The sequence below is a fragment of the Salinispora tropica CNB-440 genome, from assembly GCF_000016425.1.
GTDB classification, from domain to species: Bacteria; Actinomycetota; Actinomycetes; order Mycobacteriales; family Micromonosporaceae; genus Micromonospora; species Micromonospora tropica.
The window spans coordinates 3,105,237-3,117,915 of the sequence record NC_009380.1; the positions used below are offsets into that span (position 1 = coordinate 3,105,237).

Genomic DNA, 12,679 nt, shown 5'->3' on the forward strand with positions numbered 1-12,679 from the left:
CTGTTCGCTATTCCACGGCGACGGCGGCTTCCGCCGGCCGAACGAGCATCACCCGGCGTCCGGGCAGCAGGGTGGCGGCGAAGGCGAGCAGCGTGGCGCCCCCCACCACGGCCAGGTAGATCCAGAATGGCCCGGAGGGTACCGGTCGCCCCAGCACCACGATGCTGAACGGCATCAGGGTGGCGATAGAGGCGATGGTGCCGAGCACCACCCCGATGACGGCGACCATGCCCGCCTCCACGCTGAGCATCAGCAGGGACTGCCGCCGGGTGGCACCGATGAGGCGCTGCATGCCCAGCTCCTGGCGGCGACCGGCGGTCGCCACAATCAGGGTGTTCGCCACCGCGATCATGGTGTAGCCGGCGACCAGCGCGACGAGCAGATAGTTGACCCATGCCAGGGTCTTGGTGCGTTCGGCGAAGGTGGTGATCGCCTCGCGTCCCTCGATCATGGTGCCGGGGTGGTCGGCGACCTTCTCCCGCAGATTGGCCGCCAACGCGTCCCGGTCGGTGCCGGGCGCGGCGGTGACGAGGATCTGTCGGGACAGTCCGGTGGTGCTGTGCGCGGCGAGCAGGTCGGCGGGGAGCAGGATCGTCTCGAATCCCTCCTTGGCCGGGTAGAGCGCCACCACCCGCAGGTCCACCGCCGACCGGTCACCGAGCCGTAGGGTGATCTGGTCGCCGACACCGACGTTGAGGTTCTTCCCGGCGACCTCGGGCAGTGCCACCGTGTCGCCGGTGAGGTCGCCCAGGTTACCGGCGACGGTCTGTACGCCGGTGATGCTGGCGGCGCTGGCCCCGCTCACGCCCTGCAACGGCCACGGCGACTCAACGTGCGAGCCGTCGTACGGCTTGTTGATCCATCCGGCGCTGGTGACGTACGCGGACGCCGCCTCGACACCGGGCGCGGAACGGATCGCCTCGACGGTGTCGGCGGGGAACCCACCGGTGGTGGAGCTGAGCACCACGTCGGCACGAAGGTTGTCGGAGTAGTAGCGCTCGGCGGCCTCGTTCTGGGTGGTCTGGAGGTAGAAGTTGGCCACCGCCAACGCCACCGCCAGCATGATCGGGGTGACCGCGGCGGCCACCCGGACCGCCCGTGTCCGCACGTTTATCGTGCCGAGATAGCCGGCGAGCCCGAAGAACGCCCGCACCGGCGGGCTCAGTACGGCCGCGAGAAGCCGGGTCAGCCCCGGGCTGATCAACGCAATCGAGATCGCCCAACACATCACCGCCGGCCCGGCGGTGGCCGAGGCCACCGCGCCCTCCATCACGATCGCCGTCACCAGGATCAACGCGAACCCGCCGGCGAAGAAGAGGAGGGACAGCACCACCCGGGGCCAGCTGACCCACTTGCGCTGGAGGGTGGCTTCGGCGATGCCAGCGGTCGGGCGAGTCTTGGACGGGCGTCGACCGGCGACGTAGGCGGCCACCAGCGCGGCGAAGATCCCGATGGCGGGCGCGGCGAGATAGGGGATGAAGCCCTGGTGGAACGTGACCACCGGCGAGATGACCCCGGCCTCCGAGACCAGGTGGTAGAGCAGCGGGCCCAGGAACACCCCGGGGACACAGCCGAGGATCGCCGCACCGACCGCGACCACGAGTGCCTCGCGGCGCACCATCGTGCGGATCTGCCGCGGCGTCGCGCCGATGGACCGCAGCAGGGCGATCTCCTTCTGCCGCTGCTGCACCGACAGGCCCAGGGTGCTGGCGATCACGAAGATCGCCACGAAGACCGTCATCCCGGCGAAAACGCCGGCGAGCGGGATGAGCTGCGCCTGCCCGCCGATCGCCGCGGGGAACTCGGCCGCCCCACGGTCGTCGCCGGTGAGCACCACCAGCTTACGGTCGGCGAGGGTCTGCTCGATCCGGCCGCGCAGCGCCTCCACGTCGGTGCCGGGCTTCGCCAGCACACCGATCGCGTCGGCGCTGCCCGCATGCGGGTTGAGCCGCCGCTCGTCGTCGCCGGAGAAGAAGAGCGCCGACTGGCTCATCTCGCCCGGAGGATCGGCGATGCCGGTCACCTGGAAGGAGGAGGTGGTGCCGCCGGCCACGACGTCGACCCGGTCACCGATCCCGACCCGCGCCAGCCGCGCCACCGCCCGGTCCAGGACGACCTGACCGGCCCGGGTGGGTGGCTTCCCATCAAGCTTGTACGGCCCGAGCTCGGCCGACTCCCAGCTGTGGCCCAGCGACGTGGTCCCGACGATCACCGGAGCGCCGTCACGGACGACAGTGGCGGCGAAGGACGACTCGGCGACGGCCCGTTCGACCCCGGGCACCCCCTGAATCTTGCTGACCAACGCCGGATCGATCCAGTACCGCTCGGCCAGTGGGACCGACTTGATGTTCTTGGTGTCCTGCGGGTCCTTGTTGGGCACGCCATAGGTCTGCTTGCCGCTCACCACGACGTCGGCCGCCGCCAGCCGCTGTGGCGGGACCGCCATCCGGACACCGGTCTCCATCAGCCCGCCGCAGGCGACAATCAGCGCCACGCCGAAGAAGACCGCGACGAAGGTCGCCATGAACGCGAGCCTGCGGTAGCGCAAGGTGCGCCACGCGAGGTACATCATCGGAAACCGCCCCGGCCGGTGGACTGGGTTGTGCGGGTCTGCTGCCATGCGGTCAGGTGGGTCATCCGCTCAGCCACCACGTCGGCGGTCGGGGCCTCCAGCTCACCGATGAACTGCCCGTCGGCAAGGAACAGCACCCGATGCGCGGCGGAGGCCGCGACCGGATCATGGGTCACCATGATGATCGTCTGGCCGCCGCTGACCGCCGTCTCGCGGAACAGTTGCAGCACCTCGATGGTGGTCTGGGTGTCCAGCGCGCCGGTCGGCTCGTCGGCGAAGATGACCGCCGGCCGCATGATGAGCGCGCGCGCGATCGCGACCCGCTGCTGCTGACCGCCGGAGAGCTCGCTCGGCAGGTGCTTGCGCCGCTCGGCCAGCCCCACCCGGCCCAGCACCTCCACCACGGAGGAGCGGTCGGGCCGGCGGCCGGCCAACCGAAACGGCAGGCCGACGTTCTGCTCGACGTTCAGTGCCGGCATCAGGTTGAACGCCTGGAAGATGAAGCCGACCCGCTCCCGGCGCAGCCGGGTGAGCTGGTTCTCGTTCATGCCGTTGAGTTCCTGGCCGTCCAGCACCACCGAGCCCGACGAGGGTAGGTCGAGGCCCGCCGCGCAGTGCAGGAAGGTGCTCTTGCCGGAGCCCGAGGGCCCCATCACGGCGGTGAAGCTACCCCGCGTGAAGCTCATCGTGACGCCCCGCAGTGCCTCAACCCGGCTCTCGCCGCGCCCGTACGCCTTGCGCACGTCATCCAGCCACACCGCGTCGGTGCCGTTGACCGACGTTCGCCTGTCCTTGTTCCTGTTCACCTCATGCTCCCGCAGAAAACGTCGCCGAACGACGGTGGGTACATGTTCACGGTATGGATCGAGCGCGCACCGCTCTATGGAGCTAATGACCCGAAGAGGTGGGCCTAGGCCCACCCCGGCGATCACACCGGTCAGCTCGCCTGGATTGCCGCCGAGTCCCACTGCGGCCAGGGCCGCTCCGCGCTGCTCGGCGCCACGGCCAGCAACCCGGCCCCGGCGGAGTCCATGGGCAGCCCCAACGACAGTTCGGTGCGGCGCCGGACGTTCAACTTCCGATAGACCCGGGTGAGGTGCTGTTCGACGGTGCTAACCGTGATGTACAGCTTCTTGCCGATCTCTCGGTTGGTGTGGCCGAGCGCGGCCAGGGTGGCGACCCGCTGCTCGGCGTCGCTGAGCCGGGACATCTCCTCGTGCTCCGGCGGGGCGTCCGCCTCGTCGTCGCCGGCCGCCTCGCCGCTGGGCAGCAGTCGGCGGCACAGCGCCTGTGCCTGGATGTCCTTGGCGAGTTGGGTGGCGCTGCGCGCCACCACCCGTGAGGTGTTGAACTCGCCCCGGCCGTAGTGCGCCCTGCTGAGGGCGGTGAGGGCGAGGGCGAGCTGGAACCGGTCGCCGGACTCCTGGAGCAGGTTGGCCGCCTGGCGCAGGGTGTTGACCCGCTGCTTCACGTCGAGCGCGGAGCCGAGCAGCCGCAGCGAGATGCCCCTGGTGCGGGCATTCTGGGCGTCGGGCCGGGAGAGTTGCTCGGTCACTATCTTCCGGGCCATGTCGGGCCGGCCGGAGCGGAGGTAGACCTGGGCCAGGTCACCCCGCCAGGGCAGCAGGGTCGGCAGGTCCATCCCCCACTCGGTGGCCAACTGCCCGCAGGTCTCGAAGTCGGCGAGCGCGGCGTGCACCCGTCCCCCGGCCAGGTGCAGGTGGCCCCGGGCCCGCAGATACAGCGGCCAGAACCAGGTGTCCCGCATCGCGTCTGGGATGACGTACCTGAGCAGTGCCTTGGCCTCGTCGAGCTTGTCCATGCCGATCTTGGCGAGCAGCATGTTGGACAGCGGTGAGCCGATCGCGACGCCCCAGTTGTGCGGCGACATCGCGTCCAGGGCCTCGTGGGCGAACCGCTCGCCGAGCGGCAGGTCGCCCTGCCGGAGTGCGATGTGCGACCGGACGTCGGACAGGATGGCGTGCCAGGTGTTGGCACCCCGGGACCCGGCCTCCGCGCCGAGCACGTCGCACCAGTGCACCGCCTGGTCGGTCCGGCCGGCGTAGACCAGCGTCTGCAACGCGCACAGCGCCGACTCCGGGCCGACGTCGACCAGCATGTGGCTGCCGAGAGCCTGCTCGGCCCGGGCGATCACCTCGTCGGTCACCCCCTCGGTGAGCACGGCGGTCAGAGACGGCGTGACCCACCCGAACGAGCCGTCCGTGCGGGCCAGGGTGAGGGCCGGCGTGGCGCCGGGGGCGGCGCCACGCCCCGCGAAGGCGACCGGGAAGTACAGCCGCAGCCAGTCGGCGCACCCATCCACCTCGGCGGCGGTCGTGGCGTCCAGTTGGTGTCGGGCCTCACGCAGGTGCCGCAGGGTCTCCTGGGCGTCCTCCAGGTGGCCGTGCCAGAGCTGGTAGCGCAGCAGCCCGGCTGCGTGCCGCTCGGAGAGGTGCCCGGCCCGCAGGGCGTTGCGCTGGGACTGGAGGTGCTGGCTCACCGCCGCCGGGCTGACCCGCCACTGGCAGTCGGCCAGCATCGCGGTGAGCGCCGCCCGACGGGGGGCATCGTGGCACATCTCGTGGGCCAGTTTGAGCGACTCGACCGCGTCGTCGACCCGGTCCTCGGCGAGCGCGTGCGTCGCCGCGTCCTGGAGGAGAGCGATCGCCCACGGCTCGGCCAGACCACCGGCGGCGAGCAGATGGCCCCCGATCGCCGGGGCCGGGGCGCCCTCGGAGTGCAGCAGCTCCGCCGCGCGGGCGTGCATCTTGGACAGCGCGTCTGGGTCCAGGTCGTGCAGCACCGCCGCGCGCGCCGCGGGGTGTCGGAACCGCCCCGAGTCCAACAGGCCGGACATGGTCAGCGCGTTGAGTACCCACTGGACCCGGGCCGGCCTGCTGTCGAGCAGTCGGGCCAGCAGGGTCGGGGTGGCGAAGTCGTCGAGCAGGGCCAGCCCGTGAGCCGTCTCCAGGATCGCCGGGTCCCAACGCCGCAGGCAGGCCAGGACCGCCTGGCGGAACTGGTCGCCGACGATCGCTTCGGTGGCGTCGGTCGGCCCAGCGGCACGCCGGTCCTCGCCGAGCGCGTGCAGCAGCAACGGGTTGCCGCCACTGATCCGGTGGTAGGCCGGGGCGAGCACCAGGGCCGTCTCGTCGTCGGTCCAGCCACGGAGCACCTCGGCGACTCCCGCCTCGGACAGCGGCGACAGCTGGATGTTGCAGAAACATGCCTGCCGGGTGAGCTCGGCGCGGAACTCGGGGTTGAACGGCTGCGGTTGCGGCGACTCGGCGAGGACCACCAGGATCTGCGCGGCGGTGAGCCGGCGCTGTAGGTAGAGCAGGGTCCGCAGGGTGGTCTCGTCGGCGAACTCGACGTCGTCGACGAGCAGGACGAGCGGCCGCTCCCGGGCGATGTCGAGCAGTTCGACACACATCACGTGCACGGCCCTGATGTCGGCGTCGCCCTCGGTCGTGGCGGCCCCGAGGTCGATGAACGCGCCGATGCGCCGCATCACCTCGGTCGGCAGCGGCACGCTGTTGAACAGCTGCCCCATCGCGGCGGCGGGCAGCATCCGCTCCGCCCGTGAGCAGGCCGCGCTCAACACCAGCCCGCCTGCCGTGTCGACGTGATCGGCCACGGCCCGCAGCAGTTCGGTCTTGCCCGTGGCACCGGGACCGCTGATCAGCGCGACCCGCCCCCTGCCCGTGGCGCATACGGCGTAAAGGTCCCGCAAGATGTCGAGCTCGCGGCTTCTCTCTACGAATCCCACCCGTCTCCCTCACGTCAGCGATGACGCACGGAGCTGCCACCTAGCTGGGACAGGCCCCGACGAAAAGGTTTGGCTCAATGCCATACGGTCCGCCGAGCCCCACCCCGGCTACTGAACACGTCGGCCCAACAGCCATGATTTTGCAATGACGGACATCAATTTAATGACGACTTTCATCGCACCTCGACGGTGAGCACAGCATACATAGACACCCGTACCAGACGGTAGTGGGACGGTGATACTTCGTCACCGACATCACATCGGAGCGTAAGCACGTTGGTTGATCATCATTTGCCCGGTGAGGCGTGTGCCCGCGGTGAAGCGCAGGAGTGGTGAACGCGCGCGGCCCTCCTTAGTGCGACCGGCAATAGGCGTTACCTGGGTCGGTGGGTTGTCGGCCAGATGTCCAAACGATAAACAGTGCGGGCTCGTTGGATGAGTTAACGGATCATGACGATCACGGCGGCCAGGTACAGGGAGAAGCAGATGATCTCGGGGTTGCGGTCGACGCAGCGGCGAATCTTGCCGAAGCCGTTCAGACGAGTTCCTGCACTCGCTCACCCACCGCTCGCCGACGTGGACCGACCGGTGTGGACGCGCAGTTGTTCTCCGCGAAACGCCGCGGCACCACGACAGTCATCGCCCAGGTGCGGGGGCTGGCCAGCACGACCGAGGTCGCCCGGGGCCAGGCGTTCCTCGACCATCTCGAGGTGGCATGATGATCGTCGCGGATGCCGCGCATCTCACCAGCAACACCCCTGCCTACCTGCGACAACACGCCGCCGACCAAGTGTTCACCGGCAACGGCAACGGGCCCGCACCGCTGGCAGCACCCACCAACCGGGCTACCCGGTCCCCCTGTCACCGTCGTCCCGTTCAGCCGGTCGGCTCGCTGGGCAGCAGCCGCTCCAGTTCGGCCCCGATCAGCCGGATCACGTCGTCGGCATGGTCGTTGAGATAGAAGTGCCCGCCCGGGTACACCCGGACGTCACACTCACCGGTGGTGTGCCGACGCCAGTCGTGCGCCTCGTCCAGGGTGGTCACCGGGTCGGCGTCCCCGGTAAGCACGGTGATCGGGGCGTCCAGCCGTTGATCCGGGTCGGCCCGGTAGGTCTCCACCGCCTTGTAGTCCCCCCGCACCGCGGGCAGGATCATCGGCAGCAGCTCCGGATCGCTCAGCATCCGCGGGTCCGAGCCGCTGAGCCTGGCCAGTTCCCGCAGCACCCCGGCGTCGTCCCGGGTGTGCACGTACCGCTCGTCACGGAACCGGGACGGGGCCCGGCGGCCGGAGACGAACAGTCGCAGCGGCGGTTGGCCCGTCCGCAGTTGCAGCCGCAACCCCACCTCATAGGCGAGCACCGCGCCCATGCTGTGGCCGAAGAGTGCCACCGGCCGGTCCAGCCACGGCCGCAGCGCATTGAACACCCCGTCGACCAGGTCGGTGACCGAATCCAGCACCGGCTCATGCCGACGGTCCTGCCGGCCCGGGTACTGGATCGCCAGTACGTCGACAGCGGGCGAGAGGGCCTGGGAGACCGGAAACAGGTAGCTGGCCGAACCACCGGCGTGCGGCAGCGCCACCAGCCGAATCGCACTGGACGGCGCCGGATGGAACCGCCGCACCCAGAGGTCGTTCTCGAGGGTTGCCGTCATCACTGGTCCCTTACGGATCGGCGCTGCGGGTACCTCCGCAGCGGGACGTCTAGAGCGGGATGTTCCCGTGCCGGCCTCGCCCCAACGGCGCCTCGGCCAGCGCCCGGGTCAGCTGGGTACGTGTGTCGACCGGCGCGATGATCGCGTCGACGACCTTGAGCTCGAGCGCTCGGCCGACACCACCGGACTCCCGCTGGTGGTCGGCGATCAGCCGCCGCCGTAACGACTCCCGGTCTGCCTCGTCGTCGGCCGCGGCCAGCTCGCGGCGGTGCAGGACACCCACCGCCGCCTCCGCGCCCATCACCGCGACCTCCGAATCCGGCCAGGCGAAGACCGCGGTGGCACCCAGCGACCGGGAGTTCATCGCGATGTACGCCCCACCGTACGACTTGCGCAGTACCAGGGTCACCCGGGGAACCACCGCCTCGGCGAAGGCGTGCAGCAGCTTCGCCCCGCGCCGAACCACTCCCTCCCACTCCTCCTTGACACCGGGCAGGTACCCGGGGACGTCGACCAGGACGACCAGCGGTACGCCGAGCGCGTCGCACATCCGCACGAACCGCGCCGCCTTCTCGGCGCTCAACGAGTCGAGGCAGCCGCCCTTGGCTATCGGATTGTTCGCGATCACGCCGACCGTACGCCCGGCCAACCGGCCGAGGCCAACCACGATGTTGCGCGCCCAGCGCGGCTGAAGTTCGACGAAGCCGCCGAACTCGTCGGCCGGATCGAGCAGCGCGGCGATCACCGGCCGGACGTCGTACGCTCGGCGGGCCGACTCGGGCAGCGCGGTGGCCAGCGCGGGGCAGTCCCCGACCGCCGACAGGTCGAACCGGCCGGGCCGGGCGAAAAGGACGGCGAGTTGACGGGCGCGCGCAAGCGCGTCTGGCTCGGAGTCGGCCACGAGGTGAGCCACCCCCGAGGAGTGGCTGTGCGTCCGAGGACCGCCGAGGGCCTCCATGTCGACCGGCTCACCGGTGACGCTGCGGACCACGTCCGGGCCGGTGACGAAGACCCGGCCGGCATCGGCCATGATGACAATGTCGGTCAGCGCCGGACCGTAGGCGGCGGCGCCGGCGGCCGGGCCGAGCACCACCGAGATCTGCGGGACCTGGCCGGAGGCACGGGTCATCGCGGCGAACATCCGGCCGACGCCGTCCATCGACTCGACGCCGTCGGCCAGCCTCGCGCCACCGGAGTGCCAGAGACCGACGATCGGGCAGCGGTCCCGGGCGGCGAGCTCGATCGCGTGAATGATGTGCTCGGCGCCGGCGGCCCCGAGCGCACCGCCCATCCGGCTCGCGTCGGTGCAGTAGGCGTAGACCCGCAGTCCGCCGATCCAGCCCCGAACCGCGAGCACCCCACTGTCGTCTGGCTCATGCAGCGCGACCGCCGAGTCGGCGTCCAGCAGAGCGCCCAGGCGTACCGTGGGCGAGCGTGGGTCGAGGTCGACCGGCTCGGTCCGCGCCGGTGCGTCAACCGTGATCGTCATCATTACTCCCCTGCCGGACGGACCGGTCGGCACGGGCCGCGCGGCGCCTTCACGCGGTGACCGGTGCCCCTCTGACCAAGCGAGCGTAGGAACGCCCGGACTACCGGGACAACCCCTAAGCGGAGCACCGGCCCCCTAGCCCCACAACTGCTGCGAGCTGCGGGAAACCAGGCGCACGACGATGACGTTCCCGCGAGGAGCGGGAAGGTCACCGATCCCCAGGAACTGGGTGGTCAGACCGTCGGGTGGGTCGGCCGGGTGGCGACCGGGGCGGCCGGCTGCGGACCGTTCCGAACCGCCGGGCCCGAATCGGCATCGGTGGTCGCTCCGGTCGGCACGACCTCGGTCGCCGGCGGTACCGCGTCGACCAAGGTTGCATCGGCGGCGGTCACGGGCCCCTCGAGGTGGGTCGCGCCGTCGGTGGTCAGGGCGGGCGTGGCGTCCGACCCGTCGGACAGGCCCTGCCCGGGCACCGACCCGCCCACGTTGCGCAGCAGCACGGCCGCCAAGATCGCCGTCACCAGCAGGATGCCGGCCGACACGATCGCGGCTGCCCGCAACTCGTCGGTGAACGCCGCCCGCGCCAGCGTCACCAGGGTGTCTGCCGCGGTCGTGGAGAGCGTCCGGCTCTCCTCGACCGCGCCGCCAAGGGTCTCCCGGGCGGTGGCCCAGGAGTCCGGTGGCACCCCGTCCGGTGCTACGCCGGAGAGCTTCCGCCGGTAGACGTACGCGCCGATGCTGCCGAGAATCGCGACGCCGAGCGCCGCACCGAACTGACTGCCGGTCTCGGAGAGTCCGGCGGCGGCGCCGGCCCGCTCCGGGGGCGCGGTGGAGACGATCAGCTCGGCGCTCAGGGTCAGCACCATGGCGACGCCACCCGCCATCAACGCCTGGCCGAGCACCACCAGGGCCAGGCCCGACTCGTCGCCGACCTGGGCGAGCACCACGCAACCGACGGTCGCCACCAACAGGCCGCCGGCGGCGACGTAGGCGCGCTTGAAGCGCTGCGCGAGCACCGGGGCCAGCACGGCCGCGCCGACGCCCGCCGCACCGGCGGCCGGCAGTGACCACAGGCCGGCGGTGAACGGGCGCAACCCGAGCACCAACTGGAGGTACTGGCTGATGAAGAACATGAACCCGACCAGCGCGAAGTTGGCGAGCAGATTCATCACCACCGCTGCGCTGAACGCCGGGGCACGGAACAGCCGGACGTCGATCACCGGGTCGTCGAGGCGCCGCTGACGCAGCACGAAGACGGCCAGGAAGATCAGTCCGGCGGCCACGCCGGCCACCGGCGGCCAGTCCATGCCGTCCTCGGCGAACTGCTTGATGCCCCAGATCATGGGCAGCACCGCGACGAACGCCAGCACCGTGCTCAGCAGGTCGGGCCGCCCGGCGGCCGCGTTGCGGAACTCGGGCAGCAGCAACGGCGCCAGGATGAGCAGGAGCAGCATGATCGGCACGTTGATCTCGAAAACGGTGCCCCAGGAGAAGTACTGGAGCAGTGCGCCGCCGGCCACCAGGCCGATGACCCCACCGGCGGAAAAGCCAGCCGCCCAGACCCCGATCGCGACCCGTCGCTCGTTCTCGTCGTGGAACATGTTGCGGATCAACGACATGGTCGACGGCATGAGCGTCGCACCGGCGGCGCCCATCACCGCCCGGGTCCCGATCAGCATGCCGGGACTGTTGGACAGGGCCGTGGCCACGGATGCCACACCGAACACCGCCGCGCCGATCATCAGCAGCCGGCGACGCCCGATCCGGTCCCCCAGCGTCCCCATCGGAATCAGCAGGCCGGCCAGCACAAAGGCGTAGACATCCGTGATCCAGAGGAGTTGGCTGCTGGTCGGCGCAAGGTCCGCTGTGATGAACGGCAGAGCGTACGACAGCACGGTCATGTCCATGCTGATGATCAGTGTCACCAGGACGAGTACCGCGAGACCGATCCACTCGCGGCGACCGGCCTTTGCCTGCGCTGTAGCCATGGCCGAAAGCTACACCGCGTTTTATACACGCGTATACATCTGGTGGATGAACTAGGGGGTGGTTCCGAGTAGGGTGACGCCCGTGAGTCATCGGGAACGCTTGCTGGCAGGGGCCAGGAACTGTCTCTACGAACGCGGCTACACGCGCACCACCGCCCGCGACATCGTCGCCGCTTCGGGCACCAATCTGGCGTCGATCGGCTACCACTTCGGCTCCAAGGAGGCGCTGCTGACCGCAGCGCTGGTGCAGGCATTCGAGGAGTGGGGCGTCGAGGTCGACCGGGTGCTGCGCGACGGCACCCAGCCCGACCTCATGGACCGACTGGAGTCGATGTGGACCGACCTGGTCAGGTCGTTCGGCATACACCGGCCACTCTGGGTCGCCGGTATCGAGGCGTTCGCGCTGGCTGAGCACCTGCCGGCGCTGCGGGAGCAACTGGCGGAGAGCTACGCCCGCGCCCGCCCGGCCCTGGCCACCTTCGTCATCCGCGACGGTGGTGAGAACGTCGATGACGAGACCCGCAAGGCCGTCGGCTCGTTCCTGCTCGCGCTCATGACCGGGCTGACGGTACAGCGGCTGCTCGACCCCGCGGCCGCCCCGTCCGGGAAGGAACTGGCCGAGGCGCTGCGGCTGATCGTCGGCGCGGTCAACGACTCCGCCGGCGCCTGACCCCGTCCACCGGACAGGGGTTCCGCCCCTCCTCGACCAGACGACCGTTCCGGCACAGGGGGCCCGATAGGGGTCACCCCCGCCGCCGGGCCACCTCGGGCTCCCGCGTCACTCCACCCGGACCAGGCCGGCGCGAAGCATGTCCTCCAACCAGACGTCGAAGTCCCGTCGCGTGGCCACCGGGTCGGCCGACCACTGCCAGGCCAGGACGCCGGCCGCCTGCTCCAGCGAGCCGCCCTGCTGCTGCAACGCGATCCACATCGCGGCGGCGGTCGCCCCGAACCGGTATCGCAATCCGCTCCGTTCGGAGATCAGCTCAAGCTGTCCGTTCCGGGTGACTCTGGCGACGATCCCCTGTTCGAGTCGCACCCGCATCCTCCCTGCCTCTCCCGTGTCCACCCCTGGTGGTGACTTCTAGCGAACCTCACGTTCACCGAGCCCGGTCATTACCGTACGAGGTCGGACAGTAACGCGATACGGTCATGGACCCACACCGAAGGTGGACAAAAGCCTACCTGTCCACGGGCAGGAGGTCTGA

9 protein-coding genes are annotated in these 12,679 nt (G+C 70.4%); 2 read left to right on the forward strand and 7 right to left on the reverse strand.

The genetic code is table 11. The features are described from left to right. Positions 1–7 precede the first annotated feature (7 nt). The 3 genes from STROP_RS13860 to STROP_RS13870 all read right to left on the reverse strand — a co-directional run bounded on the left by STROP_RS13860 (position 8) and on the right by STROP_RS13870 (position 6,341). Positions 8–2,572: an FtsX-like permease family protein gene (locus STROP_RS13860; protein ID WP_012013982.1), complete on the reverse strand. Its 2,565-nt coding sequence runs from the start codon at positions 2,570–2,572 to the stop codon at positions 8–10. Further along, positions 2,569–3,378, reverse strand: coding sequence for an ABC transporter ATP-binding protein (locus STROP_RS13865; RefSeq protein WP_012013983.1), 810 nt, complete (start codon positions 3,376–3,378; stop codon positions 2,569–2,571). Before STROP_RS13865 ends, STROP_RS13860 begins: the two co-directional genes overlap by 4 nt. Before the next feature lie 131 nt (positions 3,379–3,509). Further along, positions 3,510–6,341: a helix-turn-helix transcriptional regulator gene (locus STROP_RS13870; RefSeq protein WP_012013984.1), complete on the reverse strand. Its 2,832-nt coding sequence runs from the start codon at positions 6,339–6,341 to the stop codon at positions 3,510–3,512. A 590-nt stretch (positions 6,342–6,931) separates the two neighbouring features. On the opposite strand from STROP_RS13870, the gene STROP_RS26045 reads away from it, so the two are divergent. After that, complete coding sequence (locus STROP_RS26045; protein WP_018829891.1) at positions 6,932–7,060, forward strand: hypothetical protein; 129 nt, start codon at positions 6,932–6,934, stop codon at positions 7,058–7,060. A 157-nt stretch (positions 7,061–7,217) separates the two neighbouring features. Here the strand turns inward: STROP_RS26045 and STROP_RS13875 are convergent, their stop codons facing one another. The 3 genes from STROP_RS13875 to STROP_RS13885 all read right to left on the reverse strand — a co-directional run bounded on the left by STROP_RS13875 (position 7,218) and on the right by STROP_RS13885 (position 11,471). Further along, entirely contained in the window at positions 7,218–7,994 is a 777-nt protein-coding gene (locus STROP_RS13875; RefSeq protein WP_012013986.1) for a thioesterase II family protein, read from the reverse strand. 49 nt (positions 7,995–8,043) lie between these two features. After that, the gene (locus tag STROP_RS13880) at positions 8,044–9,483 is read right to left on the reverse strand and encodes an acyl-CoA carboxylase subunit beta (protein WP_012013987.1); all 1,440 of its coding nucleotides are present in this window, start codon (positions 9,481–9,483) and stop codon (positions 8,044–8,046) included. Positions 9,484–9,716: 233 nt separating this feature from the next. Further along, a complete protein-coding gene (locus tag STROP_RS13885; protein ID WP_012013988.1) occupies positions 9,717–11,471 on the reverse strand; it encodes an MFS transporter in 1,755 nt (584 codons plus the stop codon). 82 nt (positions 11,472–11,553) lie between these two features. Between STROP_RS13885 and STROP_RS13890 the strand changes: the two genes are divergently transcribed. After that, positions 11,554–12,141, forward strand: coding sequence for a TetR/AcrR family transcriptional regulator (locus STROP_RS13890; protein ID WP_018829889.1), 588 nt, complete (start codon positions 11,554–11,556; stop codon positions 12,139–12,141). Positions 12,142–12,249: 108 nt separating this feature from the next. Here STROP_RS13890 and STROP_RS13895 read toward each other — a convergent pair whose 3' ends face one another. Further along, a complete protein-coding gene (locus tag STROP_RS13895) occupies positions 12,250–12,516 on the reverse strand; it encodes a hypothetical protein (protein ID WP_012013990.1) in 267 nt (88 codons plus the stop codon). Positions 12,517–12,679: the final 163 nt, after the last annotated feature.